25 protein-coding genes and 1 pseudogene are annotated in these 26,602 nt (G+C 33.0%); 5 read left to right on the top strand and 21 right to left on the bottom strand.

The features are described from left to right. Nucleotides 1-35 precede the first annotated feature (35 nt). From ABD935_RS03930 to ABD935_RS03950, 5 genes are all read right to left on the bottom strand, one after another. Nucleotides 36-1,385 (bottom strand): DEAD/DEAH box helicase family protein, encoded by a 1,350-nt coding sequence (locus tag ABD935_RS03930; RefSeq protein WP_345190302.1) that lies wholly within the window; start codon nt 1,383-1,385, stop codon nt 36-38. Then, entirely contained in the window at nt 1,382-1,768 is a 387-nt protein-coding gene (locus tag ABD935_RS03935) for a (deoxy)nucleoside triphosphate pyrophosphohydrolase (RefSeq protein WP_345190303.1), read from the bottom strand. The genes ABD935_RS03930 and ABD935_RS03935 overlap by 4 nt, the downstream gene beginning before the upstream one ends. A gap of 10 nt (nt 1,769-1,778) precedes the next feature. After that, nucleotides 1,779-4,658 (bottom strand): DNA polymerase I, encoded by a 2,880-nt coding sequence (polA, locus tag ABD935_RS03940; protein ID WP_345190304.1) that lies wholly within the window; start codon nt 4,656-4,658, stop codon nt 1,779-1,781. 225 nt (nt 4,659-4,883) lie between these two features. Continuing rightward, nucleotides 4,884-5,435 carry a hypothetical protein gene (locus ABD935_RS03945; RefSeq protein ID WP_345190305.1) on the bottom strand — a complete coding sequence of 184 codons (552 nt, stop codon included), beginning with the start codon at nt 5,433-5,435 and terminating at the stop codon, nt 4,884-4,886. Further along, nucleotides 5,435-5,815, bottom strand: a complete 381-nt coding sequence (locus ABD935_RS03950) for a hypothetical protein (protein WP_345190306.1) — start codon at nt 5,813-5,815, stop codon at nt 5,435-5,437. Before ABD935_RS03950 ends, ABD935_RS03945 begins: the two co-directional genes overlap by 1 nt. 298 nt (nt 5,816-6,113) lie before the next feature. Between ABD935_RS03950 and tsaB the strand changes: the two genes are divergently transcribed. Next, a complete protein-coding gene (gene tsaB, locus ABD935_RS03955) occupies nt 6,114-6,788 on the top strand; it encodes a tRNA (adenosine(37)-N6)-threonylcarbamoyltransferase complex dimerization subunit type 1 TsaB (RefSeq protein WP_345190307.1) in 675 nt (224 codons plus the stop codon). Nucleotides 6,789-6,849: 61 nt separating this feature from the next. On the opposite strand, the gene ABD935_RS03960 is transcribed toward tsaB, so the two are convergent. The 4 genes from ABD935_RS03960 to ABD935_RS03975 form a co-directional block, all read right to left on the bottom strand. Next, complete coding sequence (locus ABD935_RS03960) at nt 6,850-7,665, bottom strand: mechanosensitive ion channel family protein (RefSeq protein WP_345190308.1); 816 nt, start codon at nt 7,663-7,665, stop codon at nt 6,850-6,852. A gap of 90 nt (nt 7,666-7,755) precedes the next feature. After that, entirely contained in the window at nt 7,756-8,109 is a 354-nt protein-coding gene (locus ABD935_RS03965) for a DUF1304 domain-containing protein (RefSeq protein ID WP_345190310.1), read from the bottom strand. Further along, complete coding sequence (locus tag ABD935_RS03970) at nt 8,106-10,211, bottom strand: thioredoxin domain-containing protein (RefSeq protein WP_425550196.1); 2,106 nt, start codon at nt 10,209-10,211, stop codon at nt 8,106-8,108. Before ABD935_RS03970 ends, ABD935_RS03965 begins: the two co-directional genes overlap by 4 nt. Before the next feature lie 258 nt (nt 10,212-10,469). After that, nucleotides 10,470-11,372, bottom strand: coding sequence for a NifU family protein (locus ABD935_RS03975; RefSeq protein WP_345190311.1), 903 nt, complete (start codon nt 11,370-11,372; stop codon nt 10,470-10,472). 174 nt (nt 11,373-11,546) lie between these two features. Between ABD935_RS03975 and ABD935_RS03980 the strand changes: the two genes are divergently transcribed. Next, nucleotides 11,547-12,551: a PorP/SprF family type IX secretion system membrane protein gene (locus ABD935_RS03980; protein WP_345190312.1), complete on the top strand. Its 1,005-nt coding sequence runs from the start codon at nt 11,547-11,549 to the stop codon at nt 12,549-12,551. A 146-nt stretch (nt 12,552-12,697) separates the two neighbouring features. On the opposite strand, the gene ABD935_RS03985 is transcribed toward ABD935_RS03980, so the two are convergent. Then, the gene (locus ABD935_RS03985; protein ID WP_345190313.1) at nt 12,698-12,838 is read right to left on the bottom strand and encodes a hypothetical protein; all 141 of its coding nucleotides are present in this window, start codon (nt 12,836-12,838) and stop codon (nt 12,698-12,700) included. Between ABD935_RS03985 and ABD935_RS03990 the strand changes: the two genes are divergently transcribed. From ABD935_RS03990 to ABD935_RS04000, 3 genes and pseudogenes are all read left to right on the top strand, one after another. Further along, entirely contained in the window at nt 12,824-13,015 is a 192-nt protein-coding gene (locus ABD935_RS03990; protein WP_345190315.1) for a hypothetical protein, read from the top strand. The two genes, ABD935_RS03985 and ABD935_RS03990, sit on opposite strands and share 15 nt — an antisense overlap. 87 nt (nt 13,016-13,102) lie before the next feature. Continuing rightward, a pseudogene (locus ABD935_RS03995) lies at nt 13,103-13,608 on the top strand (LytR/AlgR family response regulator transcription factor); the annotation flags it as partial. Between the two features lie 180 nt (nt 13,609-13,788). Next, nucleotides 13,789-14,304 carry a gamma carbonic anhydrase family protein gene (locus ABD935_RS04000; protein ID WP_345190316.1) on the top strand — a complete coding sequence of 172 codons (516 nt, stop codon included), beginning with the start codon at nt 13,789-13,791 and terminating at the stop codon, nt 14,302-14,304. 84 nt (nt 14,305-14,388) lie between these two features. Here the strand turns inward: ABD935_RS04000 and arsB are convergent, their stop codons facing one another. From arsB to uppS, 11 genes are all read right to left on the bottom strand, one after another. Beyond that, a complete protein-coding gene (gene arsB / locus ABD935_RS04005; RefSeq protein WP_345190317.1) occupies nt 14,389-15,435 on the bottom strand; it encodes an ACR3 family arsenite efflux transporter in 1,047 nt (348 codons plus the stop codon). 3 nt (nt 15,436-15,438) lie between these two features. Next, nucleotides 15,439-16,071, bottom strand: coding sequence for an arsenate-mycothiol transferase ArsC (locus ABD935_RS04010; protein ID WP_345190318.1), 633 nt, complete (start codon nt 16,069-16,071; stop codon nt 15,439-15,441). A 40-nt stretch (nt 16,072-16,111) separates the two neighbouring features. Further along, entirely contained in the window at nt 16,112-16,444 is a 333-nt protein-coding gene (locus ABD935_RS04015) for an ArsR/SmtB family transcription factor (protein WP_345190320.1), read from the bottom strand. A gap of 164 nt (nt 16,445-16,608) precedes the next feature. Further along, on the bottom strand, nt 16,609-17,085 hold the full coding sequence (locus ABD935_RS04020) for a DUF6155 family protein (protein ID WP_345190321.1): 477 nt from the start codon (nt 17,083-17,085) through the stop codon (nt 16,609-16,611). A gap of 178 nt (nt 17,086-17,263) precedes the next feature. Next, the gene (locus ABD935_RS04025) at nt 17,264-18,145 is read right to left on the bottom strand and encodes an amidohydrolase family protein (RefSeq protein WP_345190323.1); all 882 of its coding nucleotides are present in this window, start codon (nt 18,143-18,145) and stop codon (nt 17,264-17,266) included. Nucleotides 18,146-18,428: 283 nt separating this feature from the next. Next, entirely contained in the window at nt 18,429-20,066 is a 1,638-nt protein-coding gene (locus ABD935_RS04030) for an SBBP repeat-containing protein (protein WP_345190324.1), read from the bottom strand. A 379-nt stretch (nt 20,067-20,445) separates the two neighbouring features. Continuing rightward, on the bottom strand, nt 20,446-21,225 hold the full coding sequence (murI, locus tag ABD935_RS04035; RefSeq protein ID WP_345190326.1) for a glutamate racemase: 780 nt from the start codon (nt 21,223-21,225) through the stop codon (nt 20,446-20,448). A 346-nt stretch (nt 21,226-21,571) separates the two neighbouring features. Continuing rightward, nucleotides 21,572-22,072, bottom strand: coding sequence for an OmpH/Skp family outer membrane protein (locus tag ABD935_RS04040; protein WP_345190327.1), 501 nt, complete (start codon nt 22,070-22,072; stop codon nt 21,572-21,574). Nucleotides 22,073-22,102: 30 nt separating this feature from the next. Beyond that, nucleotides 22,103-23,101: an OmpH/Skp family outer membrane protein gene (locus ABD935_RS04045; protein ID WP_345190328.1), complete on the bottom strand. Its 999-nt coding sequence runs from the start codon at nt 23,099-23,101 to the stop codon at nt 22,103-22,105. A gap of 175 nt (nt 23,102-23,276) precedes the next feature. Next, the gene (locus ABD935_RS04050; RefSeq protein WP_345190329.1) at nt 23,277-25,928 is read right to left on the bottom strand and encodes a BamA/OMP85 family outer membrane protein; all 2,652 of its coding nucleotides are present in this window, start codon (nt 25,926-25,928) and stop codon (nt 23,277-23,279) included. Continuing rightward, the gene (uppS, locus tag ABD935_RS04055; protein ID WP_345190331.1) at nt 25,861-26,601 is read right to left on the bottom strand and encodes an undecaprenyl pyrophosphate synthase; all 741 of its coding nucleotides are present in this window, start codon (nt 26,599-26,601) and stop codon (nt 25,861-25,863) included. The genes ABD935_RS04050 and uppS overlap by 68 nt, the downstream gene beginning before the upstream one ends. Nucleotide 26,602 lies beyond the last annotated feature (1 nt).

Raw genomic sequence — 26,602 nt, forward strand, 5'->3', positions numbered from 1 at the left:
AAAAGCAATGAAATAAATCAGTAAAATGGTTAGATTTAGTGTGTCCAAAATTTATTTAGGACAGGATTGATTACATAATCATAATAATCTTCAGATATGTTGGCTGTTTCAAGTTGATTATTTACTGTTTGAACAGAAGCAAATACACATTCGAAATTTTCAGGAACTAATCCATCAACCCATAATTCACCAATATTATTGTTTCTTAAAACACCTTGAAAAGTTGAAAGTGATTTTTGTAAAATTTCTTTTCTATGTGCAAGAAAAAGAAGTTTTGCTGATTCATTATTTTGTTTGAAACGTTTATAGTCGAAAGCGGAAATTACAGTTTTTCCGGTTCCTGTTGCTGCTACGACAAGGTTTCTGAATCTATTATGGACTGTCCTTTCAACTTCTAATTTTTCTAAAACTTCCTTTTGATAAGGAAAAGGTTTTATATCAAAAAAAGCTGTTGTGTTTTCGTAAGGTTTACTAAACTTACTTTGCTTTAATGCGTCTTGAAGTTTCTTTTTATGAATAGAATCATCAAATAACTCGAAGTCATCACTTTGCCAATAAGCATCAAATGTTTTTTGAAATTTGTCAATTATGTGGCTTACTTCTTTAGTAGTAACTTTTAAATTCCACTCTAAACCATCTGTTAAAGCAGACCTTGAAAAATTAGAAGAACCAATATATGCAGTATGAAAACCTGAATTTCTATAAAAGAGATAAGCTTTAGCGTGTAACCTTTCGTTACTTGTGTTATATGATATTTTAACTTCGGTATTTGGTAGTTTAGAAAGTAACTGGATTGCTTTGTAATCTGTTGCTCCAATATAAGTTGTAGTGATTACGTTTAGTTTTCCACCACGTTCGGTGAAATCTCTTAATTCTTTTTCAAGAATTATTATTCCTTTAAACTTTATAAAAGAAACTAATAAATTGATTTTATCAGAAGAAAGTATTTCTTTTTTAAGTTCACTTTCTAATGATAATCCACCATTCCCACCAGTAAATAATTCGCTTTGAGTTAAAGTTGTATAAGGTGTTATTTCTTTTAGATGTAAATCTAAATTTGAAAAATGTGCATCTGCTTTTGAAAAAACAGCTTTTAGAATTTCACCTTCAATTTTTACTAAATCGTCATCAAACTCTTGTTTGCCTATTTCTTCTTTTAAAAGTTGTATTATTTTATTGGCTATTTGAATCTGTTGTTCAACTTTATTTTTTCCTAAAAGACCAAAGGAGTGCTTTAAAGTTTTCGATAAATGTATTGAAAGTACGTTTGAAGCTTCTTCTTTGTCAATTAAACTTTTCTTTAGAAAGAATCTATCTTTATCAAGTTCATTTAGTTTTTCAGATACTAGTTTTGTTACTAACTCTTCATATATTCCTTGATTCATAATTCAATAAATTCTTTTAAAATTGGTAAGTCAGCTTCAGCCCAATCTAAATTAATCAATTCATCTTTATCGGCAAGTAAAAAGCTACAATGTTCTCTTAATTTTAATTCACCAGAAAGATATTCAGCAATAAATGGAATCAATTTAATTTTAAAATCGGAGTATTGATGAGTAACAGGAGTCAATCTTTCTTTAACTTCAATAAGTATATTTAGTTCTTCTAAGATTTCTCGTCTAATACAATCTATTTCCGATTCTCCTAATTCAATTTTACCACCTGCAAATTCCCATTTCAAAGGAAGTTTCATCGTTTCGCTTCTTTGAACTGCTAAAATTTTATCTTCAAAATGAATGATAGCACAAGTGACAGAAATAGTTTTCATTCTCAATCTTCTAATGCGCCTCCAGCCAATTCACCCCAGTATCCACTTCAACATCAAGTGGCACATCCAAAACAAAAGCACTTTCCATTTCGGTTTTAACCAAGGTTTTAATGGTTTCCAATTCAGGTTTGTAAACATCAAAAACCAATTCATCATGCACTTGTAAAAGCATTTTGGTTTTATAATTTCCGGCTTCCAGTTTGTTGTAAATATTAATCATGGCAATTTTAATAATATCGGCAGCACTTCCTTGTATAGGTGCGTTAACGGCATTCCGTTCGGCAGCTCCACGAACCACAGCATTTCTAGAATTGATGTCTTTTAAATACCTACGACGCCCTAAAACGGTTTGTACATAACCATGATCTCGAGCAAAATCGACTTGCTCACTCATGTAGGCACGTAATTTTGGGTAGGTTTCGTAATAGGTGTCAATGAGTTCTTTGGCTTCACCTCGAGACATATCAGTTTGGTTGCTTAATCCAAAAGCAGAAACCCCATAAATAATCCCAAAGTTTACGGTTTTGGCATTACTACGTTGCTCACGGCTCACTTCATCTAAAGGCACATTAAATACTTTGGAAGCCGTAGAAGCATGAATATCTTCACCATTTTTAAAGGCTTCAATCATGGTTTCCTCTTTGCTTAAAGCGGCAATAATACGGAGTTCTATTTGCGAGTAATCGGCAGCTAATAAAATGTAATCTTCATTTCTTGGAATAAAGGCTTTACGCACTTGTCGTCCACGTTCGGTACGAATAGGTATGTTTTGAAGATTGGGGTTGTTACTACTCAATCGCCCAGTAGCAGCAACGGTTTGCATATAGTCGGTATGTACACGACCTGTAGCTTCTTCAACTTGGGTAGGAAGTGCATCTACATAAGTGCTTTTTAATTTAGCAAGTCCTCTATATTCCAATATATTTCGAATAATTTCGTGGTCTTTGGCTAAATAGCTCAAAATATCCTCGCCAGTAGCATATTGCCCTGTTTTGGTTTTTTTAGGTTTATCAACCAGTTTTAATTTTTCAAATAGAATAATACCTAGCTGTTTTGGTGAGGCAATATTAAATTCCTCGCCAGCAGCTTCATAAATACTTTTTTCAAGATTTAAAATATCACTGTTAAGGGCTTCCGACAAAGAATTTAAGAATTTTTCATCTAAATTAATCCCTTCCAATTCCATAGCAGCCAAAACACGAAGCAATGGAATTTCAATATCATCAAATAGTTTTCGGGTATTGGCTTCGGTTAATTCTTTTTCAAAATGTTCTTTTAGTTGCAGGGTAATATCAGTATCTTCAACAGCGTATTCAGTTAGTTTCTCTAAAGGCACATCTCGCATAGATAGCTGATTCTTTCCTTTTTTACCAATCAATTCTGTTATAGAAATGGGTGTGTAATTTAAATAGGTTTCTGCCAAAACATCCATATTATGGCGCATATCTGGATTAATCAAATAATGCGCTAACATGGTGTCAAACAGTTTACCTTTAACGTCGACATTATATTTTGCTAAAACTTTAATGTCGTATTTTAAATTCTGACCAATTTTTTCAATCGTTTCACTTTCAAAAAACGGACGCAGTTGCTCAATCAGTTCTTGGGCTTCATTTCTATCTTCTGGAAAAGGCATATAGAATCCTTTACCAACTTCCCATGAAAAAGCAATACCAACAAGTTCTGCGGTTAAAGGATTTAAACCTGTTGTTTCTGTATCAAAACATACTGCAGTTTGACTTATTAGATTTTTAATAAAAAGTTTTGTTGCCATCCCTGGCGCCACACTTTGGTAAAAATGTGAAGTCGTTTCAGCTGTTTTTCTTGCAAATGTTGAACTTGTTTCAGTATCTGTTTCATTTGAACTAGAATCTCCAAACAGACTAAATTGTCCAGCACCTGCCGAAGTCCCCTTTTGTCCTGCGGACATTTTCCCCGAAGAGGAAATCGTTTCTTTTTTATTTGAGGTATTAGGGTTCTGAGTCTCAGTCGGTGTTGTTTCTGTCTGAACCGCAAATGTTTTTGTGAAATTATCAATCAACCTTCTAAACTCTAACTCTTGAAATATTTCGGTGACTTTAGGAATATCAGGTTGGTCTAATTCAAAATCCTTAGCATGAAAAGTCACAGGAACATCTAGCATAATAGTCGCTAGCTTTTTTGAAAGTAAGCCTAATTCACCATTGGCTTCAATCTTCTCTTTCATTTTACCTTTAAGCTCGTGCGTATTGGCTAAAAGATTTTCCATACTGCCATAAGCTGCTAAAAACTTTTTTGCTGTTTTTTCTCCAACACCAGGTAGTCCAGGGATATTATCACTAGAATCTCCCATCATGCCTAAAAAGTCAATAACCTGTAAAGGGTCGGTGACTTCAAATTTTTTCTGAACTTCAGGAATGCCCCAAGTTTCGTAACCGCCGCCAAACATTGGGCGATACATAAAAATATTATCAGAAACCAATTGTGCAAAATCCTTGTCTGGTGTTACCATAAAGGTTTGGTAACCTTCTTTTTCGGCTTGTTTTGCAAGTGTTCCAATAACATCATCGGCTTCATAACCAACTTTTTCCATGATAGGAATATGCATAGCTTTCAGAATATCTTGAATAATGGGCACTGCAATTTTTATAGCTTCCGGCGTTTCATCTCTATTGGCTTTATAGGCCTCGAACATTTCAACACGATCTGCACTTCCGCCATTATCAAAACAAACGGCTAAATGGTCTGGGCGTTCTCGTTTTATAACATCTAAAAGCGAATTCATAAACCCCATGATCGCTGAAGTATCTAAACCTTTAGAGTTAATTCTTGGATTTTTTATAAAGGCATAATAGCCACGGAATATTAATGCGAAAGCATCAACTAAAAAGACACGTTTGTTGTCGGACATTGGTTTTGTTTTGAAAGAAACCAAAGCTACGAAAAGTTAGGCGTTTTTGATATTATGAGAATAGATGTTTTACTTGATAATTTAATTTAATCATAGTTACAATTAAATCTAATAACATTTTTATCTTGATATAAAAGAGATAATATGAATATTGACATGCGTAAAGCCCTATCGCCAAGTGATGATTTTGAATAAAAAATGGGTTATTAGCCCCGTATTTTTTATTTAATCAAAAATATGTTTTCCATATTTATATAATATTTCATGAAGGTTCTTATCATCTGTTTCGATTGAATAGATGATACCTTTAAAATAATCTATTCGATAATCTCCTTTAGCTGAAAATATCAATGTCTCTATATTGTTGGATTCAAATTCTTCAGATAAGGCTATTAAATCTGAATCGTGATTTAAATCAAAGGGTATTTCACTACCATCTTCCTTTATACCTATAAAACTAACTTCTCTTGCTCCGTTTCTAACTAAAAATCTTAGTTGAAGAAGCATTCTATAGTCAACATATCGATACATTGGTATTGTTGTGGTTTCTTCGGCAGAAAAAACATCGTCCTCCGTGTAATAAATAGATGTTTCATCCTTATCAACTACACCATTTGAATTAAATCCAGTTGAAGTAAACTCCGCAGCCGATGAAAAAGCAAAACCCTCAATATATCTATCTCCAAAAGTATAACGTTCTATTTTATATTTTTTGTCTTGTGTTATAAAAAGTGTTCCACCACCCTTTTTGTAAAAATAGTAATCTGTTTGCGTCATTACAGCATCCAAGGAATTATAACGTCCGTCACTTCTATAAAGAACCGAAGAGTAGGTTTCTTTATTTTTATTGATAGTTTTTTTCTTGCAATCACCATTCTAAAATCTAATTCTGCGTCTGAATCGTTTGCTCCAAATTCTCCAATAATATCAGAATCACCACGAAATCCAAGAGTTAGATTTGCATTAGGGAAATTTTCTTCATGCCATTTACCATTTTTAAGTTGATTTAAATTATATCCATTACAAGCATTATGGGGAGTCATGGAACGTACCGTTTTTAGCTCTACTAATTCTGCTGATGTTTCATCGTTAACGGGGTTTTCTGAATCGTCATTATCTGGAGAACAAAGGGTTAGAGGAAGTGTCGTCAGGGTCATAAATAAAAATTTGTAGCTGAATAGTAGAGTTTTCATTATTAGATATTTGTTATTGTTTCAGTTTTTGTTGTAAATAACTTTAATAAATAAAAAATATTACATTATTTTGTAGGAATTCGTTTAAAAACAGGATTATTCGTTAAAGAGTTTTCTTCAGAAAGAAAAGAGAAAGAATTTATGTTTAATGAATAATATCACCACTATAAGCTTATCACTTAGACACATTAATAAAGTTGCTCAAAAATATTAATGGGTAAAAACAATATCATAGTTTTGCACATACTTATAAATTGATAGTATGAACGTCTATATACTCAACATAGAAACCGCAACAACCAATTGTTCTGTATCCCTTTCAAAAAATGGTGAAACCATAGTGTTAAAAGAGGATAATGACAAAAATTATTCGCATGCTGAAAGATTACATGTTTACATTGATGACGTTTTAAAAGAAGCTAAAATAACTACTGAGGATATAGATGCTATTGCTGTTAGCAAAGGTCCTGGGTCTTACACAGGTTTGCGTATTGGGGTTTCTGCGGCAAAAGGATTATGTTTTGCGCTCGATAAGCCGTTAATAGCCATACCAACTTTAGAGGCGTTGGCAAATCAAGTTAAAATCAAGGATGGTGTTATTGTGTCTATGTTGGATGCGAGACGTATGGAAGTCTATTCTGCTATTTACGATTCAAATTATAATCAAATACGAGCTACTGAAGCTCAAATTTTAGATGAAATAGCTTTTAGTGATTATCTTGAAAATCAAAAGGTTTATTTTATTGGTAATGGTGTTGGAAAAACAAAGGCTTTAATCAATCATCCAAATGCCGTTTTTGTTGAAGATAAACTGCCTTCTTCAAACGAGATGAGTTTATTAGCTTGCACTAAATACAAAAAAGGCGATACTGAAGATGTTGCTTATTTCGAACCTTATTATCTGAAAGATTTTGTGGCTTTAAAGAAGAAAGCATAAAAAAAGACCTGACAGTTTTTTGAAACGTATCAGGCCTTGATATTATTTAGATAAATATTTTTTATCCTTGTTTTCTAATTTCAACTTGATGTGGGTAAGGAATTTCAATACCAGCCTTGTCAAGTGCTTCTTTTACGTTTTCAGTAATTCCAAAGTAAACATCCCAGTAATTGTCAGCAGTACACCATGGTCTTACTGCAAAATTAATTGAGCTATCTGCTAATTCAGAAACATTTACAGTAGGTGCCGGAGTTTTTAAAACTTTAGGGTGCGATGTTAAAACATTCATTAAAACGTCTTTAGTTTTTTTAATATCAGAATCATAACCAACACCAAAAGTTAAATCTACTCTACGCGTTCCTTCAGTAGTATAATTGATGATATTCCCGTTGGATAAAGAACCGTTAGGAATAATGATCTCTCTATTTGATAAACCAGTTAACTTGGTTGTAAAGATTTCAATTTCTTTAACAACTCCAATTTCTCCTTGAGCTTCAATTAAATCGCCAATTTTAAAAGGTCTGAAAATCATGATTAAAACGCCTCCTGCAAAATTCCCCAATGAGCCTTGTAAGGCTAAGCCAATAGCTAAACCAGCTGCAGCTAAAATGGCAGCAAATGATGTGGTTTCTACGCCAACAGTACCAAGTACAACAACTATTAGAACAATTTTAAACACCCAGCCTAATAGGTTTAATAAGAATTTTTGAAGACTCTCATCATAATCTCTTTTGGACATTAATTTTTTTGTCGTCTTCAGTATTTTTTTAATAACCCAAGAGCCAATAATCCATATTATAATGGCGCCCAGAACTTTTATTCCATATTCTGCGGCTAAATCAATCCATTTTTGTGTGTCAATACTTTCTAAATCCATAATGTGTGTTATTTTTTTGTTTTGCAAAATTAAAAACTAAAGTGTAGCTTTTTTTATTTTAATGATAAAAAATGATTAATTAATTTGAGCTTAAATTAAACTAGAAATAAGTGCTATAATAGCTGGAATAGATTGCACATAAAACAGCTTAATTTGCTTTGTAGAGTAAGACCCATAAATACCTGCAATAGTCACACAAATAAGAAAAAAATTAGCAAAATTTATGTCGTTTTGAATGATTGAAAAAATAAGCCCCGCCGCTAAAAACCCATTATAGAGCCCTTGATTGGCTGCTAATACCTTAGAGTCTTCTGCAAATTGTTTAGATTTCAATCCAAATGTTTTGATGCCTTTTGGTTTGGTCCAATAAAACATTTCTAAGACTAAAAAGTAGATATGCTCAAAAGCCACAAAAGCCACGAGTATAATTGTTAAAATAGTCATTCTTTTAAAAATTTTATGGCATCATTTACTTTTGAAACCGGAAGCTTACAGGCTTTATTTACACAAACGTAAATTAAAGTCTCTTCGGGATCAAATCTGTTTTCTAATAAAGGCATATTGTTTTCTGAAGTACTTCCAGCAATAAGTTTATTAGGAATATAGGTTTTGTTTAATTCTGATATTTTCTGTTTAGCGTCGGTGCCAACAATGGCCACTTCATAATACGGTTGTGCATAATTCAATATTAAATCGAACCAATTGGAGTAGCCAGATGGGTATTCTTGCATTTCTGGTTTTACATTATTAAGCATGGTCATAGCTGTTTTGCTATAATGTTCATTATCATAATAGTGTGATAGTTTAAATAGGTTTTTTGCCATAATTGAATTACTAGCAGGAATCACGTTATCTCGATACTCAATACTTCTTGAAACTAAAGACGCATCATTATTTGATGTGAAATAGAACATTTTGCTGGTATCATCAAAGAAATAATCAAAGGTATAATTAGCTAAATCTCTAGCGGTAGTTAGCCATTTTTCATCTAAAGTATTTTCATAAAGTGCTATAAACACATCTATAGTGGCAGCATAATCTTCAAGATAACCGTTGATGGAGCTTTTGTTGTTTTTATAATTATGATTTAATCCACCGTCTTCTCTTAACTGATTATTTAAAATGAAATTCGCATTTTTTTCCGCGGAAGCAAGATAATCAGCATTACCAAATACACGATAAGCATCAACGTAACCTTTTAGCATGAGTGCATTCCATGAGGTTAATGTTTTATCATCTAATCTTGGTTTTTCTCTTGTGTTACGGGCTTCTAAAAGTATGTCTTTCCATTTTATTTTCTTTTTATCTAAAATATCTTGAGTGATTTCATGTTTTTTAATAATCGATTCGTCATCATCTTTTCGAATTAAAACATAGTTGTCATGTTCCCAGAACCCGTAATTATTCACGTTGTAATAATCAGCAAAAATATTGAAATCTTCTTTTAGTAACACATTAAGTTCGTCTGTTGTCCAAACATAAAAAGCGCCTTCCTCAAGTTCGCCTTCAGATGTATTACTGTCAGCATCGAGTGAAGAGAAAAACGCACCATTTTGAGTGGTCATGTCTCGTTTTATGTATTCTAAAGTTTCGGTAACAACATTTTTATATAATTCGTTTTTTGTGATGAGGTAGGCATCTGCGTATAAACTAACCAGCTGCCCATTGTCATAAAGCATTTTTTCAAAATGTGGAACATGCCATTTAGAATCGACAGAATATCTTGAAAAGCCACCGCCAACGTGGTCGAAAACACCACCATAGGCCATTTTTTTGAGTGTTAGATTAACAAAATCCTGTAGCTTTTTGTCATTGGTTTGATGGGCATAGCGTAATAAAAAATGATAATTATTGGGCATCATAAATTTAGGGGCACGGTTCATGCCTCCAAAATTATGATCAAATTGCTTTGACCAATTTTTAATAGCATCTTCTATAAAAGGTTTTTCAAAAACAGGTTCGTTAGTATTAAGTTCAACAACGTCTAACGACTTGATGCCTTGTTCTAGCTTGTCGGCATATTCAAGCAGTTTTTCAGGGTTTTCTACGTATAATTTTGAGATTTGCTCTAAAGCATCCATCCATTGGTCTTTCTTAAAATAAGTACCGCCCCAAACGGGTCTGCCATCAGGTAAAGCAATAACATTCATGGGCCAACCGCCGCTTCCAGTCATGAGTTGTACGGCACTCATATACACTTGGTCAACATCTGGGCGCTCCTCTCTATCCACTTTTATATTAATGAAATTGGTGTTCATAACTTGCGCGACCAAGCTATCTTCAAAGCTTTCATGTTCCATGACATGGCACCAATGACAAGCCGCATAACCCACGCTAATAAGCATGAGTTTGTTTTCGGATTTGGCTTTGGTAAGTGTTTTTTCGTTCCAAGGATTCCAGTTTACCGGGTTGTGAGCATGCTGTAATAAATAAGGACTGGTTTCGTTTATAAGGGCATTTGTATATTGATGTTCCATAGATTCTGAATTCTGACCTTTACATCCAGCAATTAAAATAATAATGACAATTATTTGGAGATACTTCATAAGTCAAAGTTAGCAAAATAAATAGGTATAGCATAAAAAAAGCGTCCAGAAACTGAACGCTAAGTTTTTATATAGAAGTTGATTTACTCTACTTCAAAAGTGATTTTTAAGTTTACTCAAAAGTCTGTAACCTCGTTGTCTTTTACACTAGTACTTTGGTCTTGCACATATACAGAAGGTTGTTCTTAATGCTTTTAAGTAATAATTAATTTAGCACTTTAAAGCTAACTAATTTTGGCACACATAAATTAAAAAAGGTCACCCATTTATAGCCTCTACCATATCAACTTTTCCTGGAAGCATTTCTTTTAGCATATTTTCAATACCGCTTTTTAGGGTGTAAGTTGAAGACGGACAGCCACTACAAGCACCTTGAAGCAATACACTTACATTTTTAGTGTCCGCATCATAAGAAATAAATTGAATGTTACCACCGTCACTGGCTACGGCAGGTCTTACGTACTCTTCTAGAATGTTTATTATTTCTTTTGAGGTATCATCAAGTGTGTCAAAATGAGAGTCTACTTGTTTTGTTGATTTTTTCAAAGTTTCAGCAGCTTCTGGTAAAACGACTTCTTTTCCGTTTTCAATATAATTTTTAATAAATTCACGTAATTCAATAGTGATGTCTTGCCATTCTGCCATATCGTATTTTGTGATTGACACGTAGTTTTCATCAATAAAAACACTTTTCACAAACGGAAAATGAAACAATTCAGTGGCTAAAGGTGATAGTTTTGCATGATCAATGGATGTAAATTCAAATAACGCGGTTACTATTTTTTTGTTAGCAACAAACTTCATCACTGCTGGATTGGGCGTGCTTTCAGCATAAATAGTTACAGGAACTTTTTTTGGAGCAGCAGTGTCTTCAACAACTACGCCACCATCATTTAAATAGGCTTCAATTTGTTCTGCAACTTCGTCTTGCACATCATTCCATTCAACAATATCATAACGTTCAACAGCTACGAAGTTTCCAGAAATGTAAACTTTTTTAACAAAAGGTAAATAAAATAATTGTTGTGCTAAAGGCGATGCTTTTGCTTCGTCTATATTATTAAACTCAAAACTTTGATGTTGCGTTATAAATTGATTTACTTCGAATTTAACTATGGCATTATTGGATGTTTCTTGCACGGAAACCTTGAAAGTGTTCATTTTAGCTAATTTTTGACAAAAATACTAAAAGAAAACTTTAGATATCCATATATTTGAGTTTTGTTGCCTGTTTAAAGGACTTGAAAGATAAAGGGAAGCTTTATCTTTTTTATGTGTAATTTTTTAAGAATCAAGACGTTTGTATTAAACCAAACCTACTTGGGAATAAAGTTTATGAAATTAAAAAATATCATTTTAGTAGTGATAGTGTCACTATTCACTCATATAGCAACTTCACAAGAAGGTTTGCCAATTTACACGGATTATCTAACAGATAATTATTATTTAATTCACCCGTCCATGGCTGGTATTGCTAACTGTTCTAAGGTAAGGCTAACAGGTCGTCAACAATGGTTTGGGCAAGATAATGCGCCAAAACTTGTTACGTTGAGTATGAACGGACGAATTGGAGATTCTCAGTCTGCAATCGGAGGTATATTATACGCCGATAAAAACGGGTATCATTCTCAAAAAGGGGCTTATGCCACCTATGCGCATCATTTAATGTTTTCACGAAGTGAAGCAGATTTAAACATGTTGTCTTTTGGCTTAAGTGCTGGTTTTATCCAATATCAATTAGATGAAACTAGTTTTTTGTTTGATGGACCAGACCCTATTGTTCAAGGGATTGTACAAAACGAAACCAATTTTAATATAGATTTAGGTTTTTCTTACCATTTTCTTGATTTTTATGCCCATGCTACTGTAAAGAATGTGTTAGAGAATTCTGGTGTTAATAGAGATACCAAAATAACGAGTAATTTAAGACGCTACTTGTTTTCTATTGGTAATGTATTTAGTAAGTATGGGAGTGAATGGAGTTATGAGCCATCTTTGATGTTTCAGTATAGGGATTTGACTGAAGAATCAAGTATAGATGTTAACGCCAAAGTTTATAAGCAAATGGATTTTGGTAAACTATGGGGCGGCTTGTCTTATAGACAAAGTTTAGATGGTGCTGAGTTTTTAACCAGTTCAAATGCTGTGAGCAGCCAAAAGCTTCAACAAATTACGCCTATTTTAGGTGTAAACTATAACGAATTTATGTTTGCTTATACGTATACATATCAAACAAATTCGGTAGTCTTTACAAACGGAGGATTTCATCAACTCACATTAGGGTATAACTTTAATTGTAGCCGTGAAAAATATGCTTGTAATTGTCCTGCGGTAAATTAGAATAGGTTTAAAATAGTTGTCATTGCGAGGAGTTACGACGTGGCAATCTGTTTGTTATTAACTAGCATAGTTGATTCTGAAACCTAAAAATTATTAAGATGACTTCAGTCATAACTTCCTTCGTAAGTACGATAAAATTTATCTTTTTAATTTGAAGTATATTGTTTCTTTTTAGCCTGTTCTTTAATGGCCTTTGTCATAGCATTTTCTAAACCGTTTGCATCTTCTTTTTTATGTTTTAAAATGTAATATCTGCGTTTCGTATTAAGTTCTTGGATTTTTTTCACATTACCATTACAGATGATGGTATAGGAAGAGAAAATTCAAAAGGGATGGGTAATATTAAAAAGCGTGTCTCAATTTTAAATGATATGTATAACGATAAAGTTGATGTGTTCATTGACGATTTTCAAGATGAAGAGGATGCAGGAACAAAGGTAGTTGTAACATTGAAGAATGATTAAAAAAAGTTAGGAGTTGGATGTACGAAGTTTGCTTCGAGCTTCAAACTTATAAATATGAAACCAAGGTCAATAATAGTCGAAGACGAAGAAACCATTTTCGTAACCGCTTATAACCATTATGCTATGGATGCGTTAAACGCCCATGCATCGTATTATTTAATGAAACCCATTTCTATAGACGAACTTATAAAAGCAGTCGATTATGTAACAGAAATGAAAATGAAAGAAGATGCGCTTCAAGACCAAGTACTTGTTCCAAAAACAAATACAGTAAATGGAAAAACAACCATTCAGCAGTTAGACGGATTCGAAATAATAAATACCTCAGATATTCTATATTGTAAAGCAGATGATAATTACACCGAACTATATCTCAATAACAGTAAAAGAAAGTAGTTAGTAAAACCCTAAAGTATTTTGACGAAGCTCTGAACGATTCAAGTTTTGCACACGTACATAAATCATATATGGTCAACGTTAATGAAGTTGTAAAAAATAAAAAAGTAAAAGGTTAAAGTGTCTTGCTGAATAATGGAAAAGAAATTATGGTTTCCGCTTCAAAAAAATCACAAATATTATCGTATTTTAAATAACTAATTTTGTCGTTTCCCGTTAATCCCAATAGCTATCGCGAGGGAATCCCACAAATCGGGATAAAATTATTAATTTTACGATTAATAAAACGATTTTCGAGCGAAGCAAGAAAAAAACATTAACAATAACATAAAGGAGTCTAATATTTAAAGAGATTTCTTTTTTCAAAGGAATAATTTATGCCAATAATAAAACCAGTAAACGGAAAGTCTCCCCAAATACCAGATGATTGTTTTATAGCCGAAAATGCCGTAGTGGTTGGCGATGTTGCCATGGGAAACCAATGCAGCGTATGGTTTAGCGCCGTAGTTCGTGGCGATGTTAATTACATTAAAATGGGCAACAAAGTCAATATTCAAGACGGTGCGGTTATACATGCAACCTACCTAAAATCGCCCACTAATATTGGTAATAATGTTTCTATTGGACATAATGCCATTGTACATGGCTGCACCATTCAAGATAATGTATTGGTTGGTATGGGCAGTATAATCATGGACGATTGTGTGGTAGAGAGTAACAGCATTATTGCCGCAGGTGCAGTGGTTACAAAAAACACTCGGGTAGAGGCAGGAAGTATTTATGCCGGTGTTCCCGCTAAAAAAGTTAAAGATATTAGCGAAGCATTAATTTCGGGAGAAATTAACCGTATTGCCGATAATTATATAAAATACTCCAGTTGGTTTAAAGAATAAAGTTTGGATTTAGCATAGCTAAAGATATACGCTTTTACAATTTTTGCGTAGCGTTGGTTGGTACGATTACAAATGTGTATGGCTTTAAGCGTGTGCTTTTCCATAATATTTTTTCCGCAACCAAAAGGAAACACGAACCAATAAAATCAATGCAGGAACTTCAACTAAAGGGCCAATTACTCCTGCAAATGCTTGTCCAGAATTCAGTCCGAAAACGGCAATTGCAACTGCAATCGCTAATTCAAAATTATTTCCTGCTGCTGTAAAAGCTACTGAAGCTGTCTTGTCATATGCTGCTCCTGTTGCTTTAGTAAAGAAAAATCCAATGATAAACATTAACGTAAAATAGACAAGTAAAGGAACTGCAATAATCAGAACGTCCATTGGGATTTCCACAATCAATTCTCCTTTCAATGAGAACATAACTACAATTGTAAATAACAGCGCAATTAATGTCATTGGTGAAATTGTGGGAATAAATTTTTGTGTGTACCAATCTTCTCCTTTTAGTTTAACCAAAATTAGTCTGCTCAATATGCCCATCACAAATGGAATACCTAAATAAATGGCAACACTTTCTGCAATTGTACCGATTGAAATATCTACAATAGCGCCTTCAAAACCAAAATAGGGCGGAAGAACGGTTATAAAAATCCAAGCATAAAAACTGTATGCAAACACTTGAAAAATACTATTTAAAGCAACCAAACCTGCTCCATATTCGCTACTTCCTTCTGCAAGGTCGTTCCATACCAAAACCATTGCAATACAACGAGCCAAACCAATTAAAATTAGTCCGACCATATATTCGGGATAATCACGTAAAAATGTAATGGCTAAAACAAACATTAAAACGGGACCAATTATCCAATTTAGAATAAGTGAAATGGAAAGGATTTTTGTGTTTCTAAAAACTTTTGGTAACAATGAATAATTGACCTTTGCTAAAGGTGGGTACATCATTAAAATCAAGCCGATGGCAATCGGAATATTAGTGGTTCCGCTACTAAATGAGTTTATGATATTAGGAAATGTTGGAATAAAATATCCAAGTCCAACGCCAAATGCCATGGCAACAAAAATCCAAAGTGTTAGATTTCTGTCAAGAAAACTTAATTTTTTTGTCGCCATTTTTTAAGAGTTTATTTGAGAGAAAACGTAAAATAATTCAGTTGCAATTTGCAGACTTCGTTCATTGTATTTCTCTGCTTGTTGTGGTGTGTTGTCAAATGCTTTTGGGTCTTCAAAAGTTATTGGAATGCGTTTTTCTGCACCTGGAACAAATGGACACGCTTCATTTGCTGAATCGCAAGTCATAATTGCTGCAAATTCAGATTTTGGGTTGAAATCGTCGTCTAATTTTTTTGAAAATCCGATTATGGGATGCGCATTGTCGGAATATTTAATACTGTAAATTGGGTTCTCGTTTTTTGAAATCGTTTTTATCTGAAAACCTGAATTTTGTAAAGTTTCTGCAACCATTGGGAAAAGTGCTGTTGCCTCTGTTCCACCCGAATAGCAAAATACGTTTTTAATATTGAAGTAATTTGCCATTGTTTGAGCCCAAACTTGTGATAAATGACTTCTTCGTGAATTATGAGTGCAGATAAAGTTAATTCTAATTTCTTGATTATTTGAAACTTTTGATTGAATAAAATCAGTTAGCGGTTGTAAAACAGTTTTACGTTCTTTTGAAATTGTTTCGGGCTTTAAAATTTTGATTAGATTTTCTATTTCTTTAAATAGCGTTGTTTTGGTTGTTATCATATTTTTTTATTGTGATTATACGATTAATTGGTGGGATTTTTTAACAGCAATCCGCTTTGTTAGACATATCTTGATTTAGAAACTGCAACATAGTTTCCTTCATTGTAGTCCAATTTTCGGTGTTGATGCAATAGCAAACGCTTGTGCCTTCAACGTTTCCTTTGATTAGTCCCAAATGTTTCAGTTCTTTTAAATGTTGCGAAATTGTTGGTTGAGCAAGTCCGATTTCGTTTACCAAATCTCCACAATAGCAAGCGTCTATTTTAAAGAGTTGTTGTAAAATGGCCACTCTTGCAGGATGTCCAAAGACTTTTGCAAAAAGAGCAATTTGATTTTGTTGGTCGGTAAACATTTCGGTTTTGGCTAATCCCATTTTGCTCTTTATTAATTTATTGCAATATTACGATTAATGATAAAATTAGATACATAATTCTATACTTTTTTAACAACAACTTTTGTTTTTTTGAATTGGCATAATCTGCCTCTCTGTTGGTGGGGCTTTCTGTTATAAACTAAAGATAGTTCATTGCTGTTTCGTTAATACTCTAATTCAATTCCATATTCACTGGCTTTTGAAGATAAAAATATTACTTTCTCGTTATATTTATCTTCCATTCCAAGTTCCGAAATTCCATTTATTGCGTTGTCAAACATTTTTCCTAATGCTAAATAATAATTCTCGTCCCAATATCCAAAATCTTCAATAATTTCTAGACAGCAGCTTACATAATGTAATTCCAATTCAATATTTAGTTCTGTAATTTTCATTTTACGGACTGAACGAATTATTTTTCGAGCCTCAGTCTCGCGCAAATCCATATTTCTACCATTTGGATAAATATATCTTTCAATTTCTTTTTTATATTTTTCTGTCAGTTGTCTAATCTCTCCAGTTGCGAAAATGTCCAAGTAATTTTTTGCCTCTGGGATTTTTTTATACAGTTCCGAAATCAGTTTAATGATTTCAGTTTTGTCCATTTGGTTTAGTTCCTTTTTTAATTCTTTTAGTGCCATGTTTAGCTCTATTATTGTTGTTTTTTAGCTTGTGGCTAACGTGTTTGTGTATGATTTCGTTGCGTGTTTAGTAACTAAATTAGCAAATACAAATCGAATAGAATTCGTGAGGCTTTTTTTAAGTAGGCTAGAACGAAGCAATAAATTTTATACGGCAGTTGCCTTTTTTAGTATAAAATTATTCTTCTATACTCAAAAAATTCTTTGCATTTTTATAGAATATCATTTCTTTTTCTTCTTTTGTTAAGAAGTCTAAATCGTTTAAAAAGTCAATTGAATTCGTAATTGCATCTGGCCAAACCATTTGGTCAGAACCGAACATTACTCTATCCAGAAATCCATAATCTTTTGCGGATTTCAAAAACTTTACAGCGAAGTCTTTAGTCATAGGATGTAACCACATTTCTACACCTAAATCTGCGTGAAGGTTAGGATATCCATCCATCATTCTCAATGTGTTTTCATAGAAGTTTTCTCCAGCGTGCATGAGATATAATTTTAGTTTTGGATATTTTACCAAAACATCTTCAATCAAAAGCGGGTCGCCAAGACTTATTCTGTAATTTGGCCATCCTAACTGTTGTGCATTTGGGAAACTACCACCCGAATGATAGCCAACGGGCACCCCGTATTTTTCGCAAATAGCTAAATATGGCTGATAAATAGGATCAGTAAGTGTTTTTCCTTTGTAAACTGCCATTACTTCTCCAAAGACTTTTATTTTTCCGGATTTTACATATTCCTCAAATTTCTCAATAGGAATTAGTTCTTCCTCGCTGTCTTGATATCCTGGAATAAATCTTTTGTCCGTTTTGGTATAGAGTTCTAAACTTTCGATTGAGCCACAAACAACTGCATATTCAATATCATGCTCATTCATTTTTTGGATGGTTTGTTCAAGTGTTTCTTTCGCTGTTCTGCTTGATTCAAGACCGTTTCGTGCTGTACCAACCCAAAAGTCTTTTTCAGTGTAGCTATGCATATGCACATCTATTATTTGTCCGAAAGAGATATTACATCGAATTGTAAGTAATGCAAAAATCAATATTATTTTTCTCATTTTTAATCTCCTTTTTTTGAATGGATGGTAGTTTTTTTAGGTTACTGCCAACGGTTTTGTATATGGTTTGTTGTTTGTTTGTGTGCGAAGATTTTCCGAAGGAAACTAAGACGTAGCAAATGTAAAACGACCTTTTGTATAGCCTAAAATGAGTAATTTTTTTATATATTGTTAGCTGCTTTTATTTATTATACTATCAATCAATTTTCTTTCGAATCTTCTAAATGAATTCTTCACAATTGACTTAAACTAATTCTTAAGCATACATGGAATACGATATTATTTACTGTTTAATAAGCTTAAAATGTTGTTTCTTACCTTGAAAATTAACCTCAATTAAATAAAAACCTTTTACTCCGTCAAAACTAAATTGATAATTTTTAGTATTGATATTATTTTCATTAAAGATCAATTGCCCATTAACATTAAACATTTTTACAGACACCTCATTATGATTTCTTAATTTAATATTTATAACGTTTTGAAATGGATTAGGGAATATTATAACATCACTAATTAATGTTGATTCTTCAAGTCCTAATGATGTTTGGCCTAACTCAATATTAAATATATCTAAACTACCATTAGAAGTTAAATTAAAAATACTTCCAGTAGGATCAAAATCAACTGTGTTTTGAAAAATACCAGTTAAGTATAAAGAACCTGAGGTGTTAATTAAAAAACCTCTAGGGTATTCGGATCCAGTGCCACCAATAGAAGTGGCCCAAACAAAATTTCCATTTTCATCTAATTTTTGAATAAAAAGATCTCTTCCTCCATTAGAAGTTAAATTAAAAATATTTCCACTGGGATCGAAATCTACAGTGCCCTCAAAAGTACCTGTAACATATATATAACCAGAGTTATCAATAATAATTTCTTCACCTGAATCACTAGAGTTTTCTCCCATAGATTTAACCCACAAAAAATCTCCATTAGAATTTAATTTTAAAATAAAGATATCTGTATAACCAAGAGAAGTTAAATTAAAAATCCCTGCGCTTGGATCAAAATCTGTAGTTAGTTGATAAACACCTGTTACATATACATTGCTTGAAGTGTCTGTTATTATGGAATAACCTTTATTTGTAGATTCTCCATTTACGGTTTTATACCATAAAGTGTTTCCATTTTCATCTAACTTTTTAATAAAAGTAACACTTCCGGCACTAAGGGTTCCTGTTACTAACACATTTCCTAAAATATCAATTTGTATTGCATACCCCTGAGCGAACTTAGGGTCAGTAATTTCATTTGCCCATAAGAAATCACCGTTAGCATCTAATTTTAATATAAATGCTTCATCTCCATTATCATAATTTAGCGTAAAAACTCCTGCTCCTGGATTAAAATCTACCTCTCCTTGATAATACCCTGTTAAATATATATTTCCCGAAGTGTCTGTTACTATTGCCCTTCCTTGATCATTTGCAGTTCCGCCAACAGATTTAACCCACAAAAAATCTCCATTAGAATTTAATTTGAGAATAAAAATATCATCACTACCGTTACTTGTTAAATTTTGTATGCCTGGGCCATGATCAAAATCTACCGTTAGGTTAAAACCTCCAGTTATGAATATATTTCCAGATACATCAGTTGAAATTCCATAGCCTTCATCACTTGATGATCCTCCTATAGCTATAGCCCAGATAAAATTTCCATTTGAATCTAATTTTTGAACAAATATATCAGAATTGCCATTAGAAGTTAGTTCGTAAGTTGATGGACTTGGGTCAAAATCTACTGTATTGTTAAAAAAACCTGTCGTATAAATGTTTCCAGATTGATCATTCGCCATAGATTGACTATGATCTCCAGATGTTCCTCCAAATGAATTTGCCCAACTTAAGTCAACCTCCTGAGAAAAAGACGAGATAAATAACAGGCCAAATACAATACTTAAATAAATATTATTCATTGTAATTAGGTTATTGGTTATAAGTGATTAGAATTATAAAGATAGTATTTTTTTTACAAATACATGATTCTTTAAACGCAAGCTACTTCAGATGTGACATCAGAGCTGCCGATATTTCTCATCTATTTAAAAATAATACACTTAAATTCTTTTTAAAATCGAATTCCATTCAGTATGGAACAATTTTAAATTGCTGCTAACATCTCATAGAACTACTAGTATGTTTCATATCCCGTAAATAAGTCAGGATATGATAAGTTTTTTGTCGTTGTTATCTCGTAAATGTAATTAATTTTTCTTACAACGGTAAACAAAAGATTCTAGGGAGTTTTCTACTGGGTATTTATATTAAAAGATTCCGGATTCTGGAAATCTTCTATTAAAAATCTAGATATTTAACATCAAAATATTTACCTAAAAGTGAAGTCATAACTTCTGGTTTCCCGTTAGTATAAAACTCAGTTTCAGGCTTAATACGATCCGTGTTCAATAGATTATTGCGTTCTAAAACAACTTTTGTTTGTCTAGCAACGGCTTCACCAGAATCTATAATTTTTACTTGGTTTGGTAACAAGTCCGTAAGCAGTGGTATGACATAAGGGTAGTGGGTGCAGCCTAAAACCAAATAATCAATATTGGCATCCATCATAGGTTTTAAATACCCTCTTAAAAGCGATTTCATATCCTCAGAATATAATTGGCCGCTTTCAATATATTCAACGATACCATCACCAATTTGTTCGACAACTTTAATGTTGCTAGCAAATCGGGTTGAAGTTTTAGAAAATAGTTCGCTACTTAGTGTGCCTTTGGTTGCTAAAATACCAATGGCATTTGTTTTAGTTTGTAAAGCTGCAGGTTTTATAGCGGGTTCTATGCCTATAAAAGGGACTTTATAAGTGTTTCTGAGATAATCTATGGCATTGGTCGTTGCAGTATTACAAGCCACTACAATAAGCTTACAACCTTTGCTAAGTAAATATTCGGTGTTTTTAATACTTAAATCTATAATGGCATCTTTACCTTTTGGGCCATAAGGCGCATTGGCACTATCGGCTAAATAGATGGTGTTTTCATTTGGCAAAAGGGCATGGATTTCTTTCCAAATGGATGTGCCTCCAACACCAGAATCGAAAATACCAATAGGTTGTTTACTCATTAAATTATAAATTCATATAAAAGTAAATATTTCAATCGGAATACTTTATGAGTTCCCGCTAAAAATTGGGATTGGTTCAACTAATACCAATTCTGCATGGAAATTACCGCAATAAAACGCCCTTTCTTCCTTTCTACATCAAAATAAAAAGAAACCGTAACTATGGCTATGCTTTATTTTTCTATTTCGTATAAAGAAAAAATCATCATTTTCTTTTACAATAATTTCTATGCAGAATTGGTATAACATTCTAAATTTTTTTGGTCATGTTTAAGATAAGTTTCGCCAATAAAAAAAGCTGTCTCGTAAAAGACAGCTTTAAGTATATTTTATTTAAGATCTAATATTAGATGCCCATTTGTTTTTTTACATCAGCTAAAATATCTTTTCCATCAGCTACAATCAACGTCGCTCTATCGATAACATATTGATAACCTTGTGCTTTTGCAACTTCGTTTATAGCTTTCATGGCTGCTTCTTGAATAGGTTTAAACAATTCAGCTTCTTTTTGAGCTAAGTCTTTTTGAGCATCAGCTCTAAACTGTTGAATACGTTGTTGCTTTTCTTGCAACTCTAAACCTCTTTTTTGATTTTCTTCATCTGTTTTTGTAGACGCTTCAGCTTCATATTGCTTTACCGTATTTTGGTACTCCGTAATAGATGCTTGAATATCCGTTTGATATGTTTTCCCTAAAGCTTCAATCTCTGCTTGAGCAGTTTTTGCTGCTGGCATTGCCGCTATTAATTCTTGGGTGTTTATATGTGCAATTTTGCTTTGTGCTTGTGTAAAACCTATTGTTCCAAGGCATAATGCAGTTGCTAATAAAAGAGTTTTGAATTGTTTCATTTTAAATAGTATTAATTGTGTTATAAATTATTAATTGTTTTTGTTTAAACTGTCTTTTGCTTTTTGTCGGTCTTCTAAAATTTTCTTTTTCCGATCTTCTAGTTCTTTTTTCCTTGCCGCTCTTTCAGCTAATTTCTTTTGTCTATTTTCCTCAATAAGCTGGGCTTTTGTTTTTGTTTCGCCTTCTGGTTTTGTGTCCTCCGTTTTTAAGGTTTCGCTTTCACCTTTTACAGCCTCTGTTGTTTTGGTTCTAGCATCTAGTTTTGCTTGTTTGGCTTTTTCTCTATCATCTATTGTTTTTTGGCGCTTTTCTGCTGCAGCTTTAACTTTAGCTTCACGGGCTGCTAGTTTTTCTTTTCTAGCTTTTTCAATAGCACTTTCTCTTTCTGCTTTCTTTTCTTCTAAAGCTTTTTCTCTAGCCTCTAAATCTTCATTTATCTCAGGAATTAATTCCTCCTTTTCAGCCGCTTTACGTTCTGATTTTGATTGTGCTTGCTTACGTTTTGATGTTCTGGTAATACTCCTTAATATTTGTTCGCTTAGATCAAACTGTTTTGCTGAAAACAACATCACAGCATCCGATGATTTATCAAAAATAAAATCATATTTTCTGCCTGTTGCCATATCTTGAACTGCCGCAAATATTTGATCTTGTATAGGTTGCATCAACTGTTTTTTCTGAATGAACAAATCGCCATTTGGTCCAAAACGTTTTTGTTGATAATCTAAGATTTCATTTTCTTCAAAAGTAATGTCTTCCTCACGCTCATCAATAAGCTCGTTTGTTAAAAGGGCTTTTTCATTGCTTAAATCCTTTCGTTTTTGCTCAACAACCGTCAATTTAGCTTGAATCTCATTTTTCCATTTCTGAGCTTTACCCTCTAATTGCGCTGTGGCTTCTTGATATTCAGGCACATTCTCTAAAATATACTCCGTGTCTATATAAGCAATTCTTACACCACGTTGTGCGTAAGTAGATAAGCTTAGCATAAAAACTAATGTCAGTAAAAAAAGAACGTTATTTTTCATCTGTTTTATATTTTATAATTTATGACTCATAAACTCTAAAACGACAGATGATTTTTTTCTGCCTCTTTGAATCATATTCTTCAAAATTAACGAATTTTAATCTTAAAAATTTTAATTCTTCTTGCAAATCATCAATGTGTCATTAGAAAATATCGTGCCAAAGTAATTTTTATGCTTAAAACTGTTGTCCAATGATGAAGTGCGTTTCCCAACCATGTTTTTCGGTCTGACCTGGTAAAGCGTCAAATCCATGGCCAAAATCAATACCTAATAAACCAAATGCCGGCATAAAAATACGAATACCTACACCTGCCGAACGATTGATATTAAATGGGTTAAAGTCTCTAAAACTATTGTGTGATGATCCACCTTCTAAAAACCCTAATGCATAAATTTTAGCGGATGCTTTTAAGGTAATTGGATAACGAAGTTCTAAAGAGTATTTATTATAAATGGTGCCCCCATCTTGATCTGATAAAGATTGATTTGGGTATCCACGCAGTTGAATGGATTCTCTGCCATCTAAACTATAGTTGCCTAAACCATCGCCGCCAACAAAGAAACGCTCGAAAGGAATAACACCTCTGGCATTATTATAAGCACCTAAAAAACCAAATTCTACACTTGGCCTCAATACTAAGTTTTTTACAATTTGGGTGTACCAATCCCCTTTAAAGCTTACTTTATAAAACTCTAACCACTTATAGCGTTCTTGGTCTATTTCTGCAATTCTTGTTTGTGCGTCCGAGACTTGTAAAGGTGTACTATTAACATCGCTTCTTGTACGAGTGTTTTCATCTCGTTCCGCTTTAAGCGCATCATAATCAACCCCATTAAGTAAAGAATAAGGAAATGAAAATTTAGCTGTAATTCCAAAACTCGACCCTCCTGTTGGAAAAATTGGATCAACACTAGTATTGTTTCTACTTAGCCCTACGGTATATGATAAGTTGTTTGAAAAACCGTCTCCAAATGTAAATAGACCGGTGTTATAGTTGTTTAAATCATAACGTTGATAACTTATAGCTTGAGATAATGTAAAATAATCATCTGGAACGGATAGTCGTTTTGCTAAACCAAATGTAATTCCTGTAATATTGAAACTTCTACTTTTATCGGCATTCCTTGTTGCCGGATTGTATAGAAACTGTTTGGTGTGTGATAAAGATGTTGAAAACTGTACTGGGCGTTTACCTCCTAGCCAAGGCTCGGAAAATGAAAAGCTATAAGTTTGATAAAAACGACTGGCTTGCAAACGCAAAGCTAGTTTTTGCCCGTCGCCCATAGGGATTGGTTTATAGGCATCTTTTTTAAAGATATCTTTTATAGAAAAGTTATTGAATGATAACCCTAAAGTTCCTATAAAACCACCACCACCATAACCACCTTGTAATTCAATTTGGCTAGATCCTGTTTCTTTAACAGCGTATTCCATATCTATGGTGCCTTCAACAGGGTTTGGATTGTTGAAGTTTGGTGATATTTCTTGAGCATCAAAAAATCCTAGTTGACCAAGTTCTCTAACAGTACGAACTACATTGGCTTTACTGTATAATTGTCCAGGGCGTGTACGTATTTCTCGGTATATAACATGGTCATTGGTTTTGTCGTTTCCAACAACACTAACACTATTGAAATATGCGGGTTTACCTTCGGAAATTCTAATTTCCATATCGATAACATTGTTATCTGCACTCACTTCTACAGGGTTAATGCTAGAGAATAAATACCCGTTGTTTTGATATTGATTTGTGATGTCGAAAGCGTCAGGTTTAGAATCGTCTGCAATTCGCTTCTGTAATAAAATACCATTATAAGTATCTCCTTTTCTAATACGTAATAGCCTACTTAATTGCTCGTTTGAATAAACCGTGTTTCCAATAAAAGTAATATCACCAAAGGTATATTGCTCGCCTTCATTAACGTCTATTTTTAAGGATATGGTTTTATCATTATTAACAATGATGCTATCGGATAAAATTCTAGCATCTCTATAACCATTTTCTTTGTAGGCGTCCATTACATGTCCCAAATCTGCTTGATAAGCAGAATCGATAAACTTAGAACGTTTTAATATTCTAAGACGGTTAATTTTCTTAGTGCTTTTCATACTTTTTCTAAGCTTTTTATCACTTAAAACGCTGTTGCCACTAAATGCAATGTCTTTAATTTTGACTTTTTCGCCTTTATCAATATTTAGGACCATATTAACACGAGCAGTTTCAATAGAATCTTTAACCTCTATAGTGTTAATGTGTATTTTGGAATTATAGAACCCTTGTTTCTGGTATTTTTTGGTTAGAAAATTTTTGGTTGTAGTGATGAGGTTCTCAGTAACTTTTACACCTTTTTTTAGTTTATTGTCTTTAATGATGCCTTCTTTTTTACCTTTTTTTACACCATTGATCTTTAGTTCGTTAAGTTGGGGTAAATCCGATAGTCTAATTTGTAAGTAGGCTACATCGTCTTCTATTTTTGTAATGTAAACTTCAATGTCACTAAATAATTTTGAGTTCCAAAGTTTTTTTATGGCGTTACTAATGTCTTCACCAGGAATGGTCATTTCCTTTCCTTTTCTTAATCCAGAATATGCGATTATAGTTTGTTCACTAAACGATGTGTTTCCGGAAACTGAAACCTCACCTAAGGTGTATTTTTTACCACTACTATATTCTAAATCTTGTGCTTGAATAGTAAAGCTGTAAGCAAAAAGTAATATTGCTATGCAGTGCTTTAAGTATGTTATTTTAGGTAAAATATTAACTAAGTTGTTCACTTGTTTTCCCAAATCGTCGTTCTCTTTTTTGATATTCAATAATAGCTTCATACAAATGCTGCTTCGTAAAATCTGGCCATAAAACACTTGTAAAATACAATTCGGCATAAGCAATTTGCCATAGCAAAAAGTTACTAATGCGCTGCTCCCCACTTGTTCTAATCAGTAAATCTACATCTGGCAAATTTCGCGTGTAAAGATGCTCATTTATAATTGATTCTTCAATATTTTCGGGCGAAATTATATTATTTTTAACTTTAATGCTAATCTCTTTAACAGTATTTAGTATTTCTTCTCTAGAACCGTAGCTTAAAGCCAACGTTAAAGTCATTCTAGTATTTTGCTTGGTATTCTCTATGACTTCAAAAAGCTCTTGATAAACTTTTTTTGGAAGTGAGTTTAAATTGCCAATTGCGGCCAGTTTAATGTTGTTGTCTTGAAGCGTTTTTATTTCTTTTTTTAATGAAGACACTAAAAGTTTCATTAGGGTTTGTACTTCTAGTTTTGGCCTGTTCCAGTTTTCTGTCGAAAATGCATAAAGCGTTAGGTTTTCAATGCCAAGTTCTGCACAAGCTTCAACCGTTTGTTTTACCGATTTTGTGCCATTTTCATGGCCAAAAGCACGTAGCATCCCTTTTTGTTTGGCCCAACGCCCATTACCATCCATAATAATGGCAATGTGTTTTGGTAATGATTTAATATGTATGCTGTCTTTTAAATCCATG

It is taken from the genome of Algibacter agarivorans, assembly GCF_039543245.1.
Taxonomy (GTDB): domain Bacteria; phylum Bacteroidota; class Bacteroidia; order Flavobacteriales; family Flavobacteriaceae; genus Algibacter_G; species Algibacter_G agarivorans.

Excerpts from the sequence above, each read along its gene's own strand:
- ABD935_RS03930 (WP_345190302.1), bottom strand. The coding sequence starts at position 1,385 with ATGAATCAAGGAATATATGAAGAGTTAGTAACAAAACTAGTATCTGAA.
- ABD935_RS03935 (WP_345190303.1), bottom strand. The coding sequence starts at position 1,768 with ATGAAAACTATTTCTGTCACTTGTGCTATCATTCATTTTGAAGATAAA.
- polA (WP_345190304.1), bottom strand. The coding sequence starts at position 4,658 with ATGTCCGACAACAAACGTGTCTTTTTAGTTGATGCTTTCGCATTAATA.
- ABD935_RS03945 (WP_345190305.1), bottom strand. The coding sequence starts at position 5,435 with ATGACGCAAACAGATTACTATTTTTACAAAAAGGGTGGTGGAACACTT.
- ABD935_RS03950 (WP_345190306.1), bottom strand. The coding sequence starts at position 5,815 with ATGACCCTGACGACACTTCCTCTAACCCTTTGTTCTCCAGATAATGAC.
- tsaB (WP_345190307.1), top strand. The coding sequence starts at position 6,114 with ATGAACGTCTATATACTCAACATAGAAACCGCAACAACCAATTGTTCT.
- ABD935_RS03960 (WP_345190308.1), bottom strand. The coding sequence starts at position 7,665 with ATGGATTTAGAAAGTATTGACACACAAAAATGGATTGATTTAGCCGCA.
- ABD935_RS03965 (WP_345190310.1), bottom strand. The coding sequence starts at position 8,109 with ATGACTATTTTAACAATTATACTCGTGGCTTTTGTGGCTTTTGAGCAT.
- ABD935_RS03970 (WP_425550196.1), bottom strand. The coding sequence starts at position 10,211 with ATGAAGTATCTCCAAATAATTGTCATTATTATTTTAATTGCTGGATGT.
- ABD935_RS03975 (WP_345190311.1), bottom strand. The coding sequence starts at position 11,372 with ATGAACACTTTCAAGGTTTCCGTGCAAGAAACATCCAATAATGCCATA.
- ABD935_RS03980 (WP_345190312.1), top strand. The coding sequence starts at position 11,547 with ATGAAATTAAAAAATATCATTTTAGTAGTGATAGTGTCACTATTCACT.
- ABD935_RS04000 (WP_345190316.1), top strand. The coding sequence starts at position 13,789 with ATGCCAATAATAAAACCAGTAAACGGAAAGTCTCCCCAAATACCAGAT.
- arsB (WP_345190317.1), bottom strand. The coding sequence starts at position 15,435 with ATGGCGACAAAAAAATTAAGTTTTCTTGACAGAAATCTAACACTTTGG.
- ABD935_RS04010 (WP_345190318.1), bottom strand. The coding sequence starts at position 16,071 with ATGATAACAACCAAAACAACGCTATTTAAAGAAATAGAAAATCTAATC.
- ABD935_RS04015 (WP_345190320.1), bottom strand. The coding sequence starts at position 16,444 with ATGGGATTAGCCAAAACCGAAATGTTTACCGACCAACAAAATCAAATT.
- ABD935_RS04020 (WP_345190321.1), bottom strand. The coding sequence starts at position 17,085 with ATGGCACTAAAAGAATTAAAAAAGGAACTAAACCAAATGGACAAAACT.
- ABD935_RS04025 (WP_345190323.1), bottom strand. The coding sequence starts at position 18,145 with ATGAGAAAAATAATATTGATTTTTGCATTACTTACAATTCGATGTAAT.
- ABD935_RS04030 (WP_345190324.1), bottom strand. The coding sequence starts at position 20,066 with ATGAATAATATTTATTTAAGTATTGTATTTGGCCTGTTATTTATCTCG.
- murI (WP_345190326.1), bottom strand. The coding sequence starts at position 21,225 with ATGAGTAAACAACCTATTGGTATTTTCGATTCTGGTGTTGGAGGCACA.
- ABD935_RS04040 (WP_345190327.1), bottom strand. The coding sequence starts at position 22,072 with ATGAAACAATTCAAAACTCTTTTATTAGCAACTGCATTATGCCTTGGA.
- ABD935_RS04045 (WP_345190328.1), bottom strand. The coding sequence starts at position 23,101 with ATGAAAAATAACGTTCTTTTTTTACTGACATTAGTTTTTATGCTAAGC.
- ABD935_RS04050 (WP_345190329.1), bottom strand. The coding sequence starts at position 25,928 with ATGAAGCTATTATTGAATATCAAAAAAGAGAACGACGATTTGGGAAAA.
- uppS (WP_345190331.1), bottom strand. The coding sequence starts at position 26,601 with ATGGATTTAAAAGACAGCATACATATTAAATCATTACCAAAACACATT.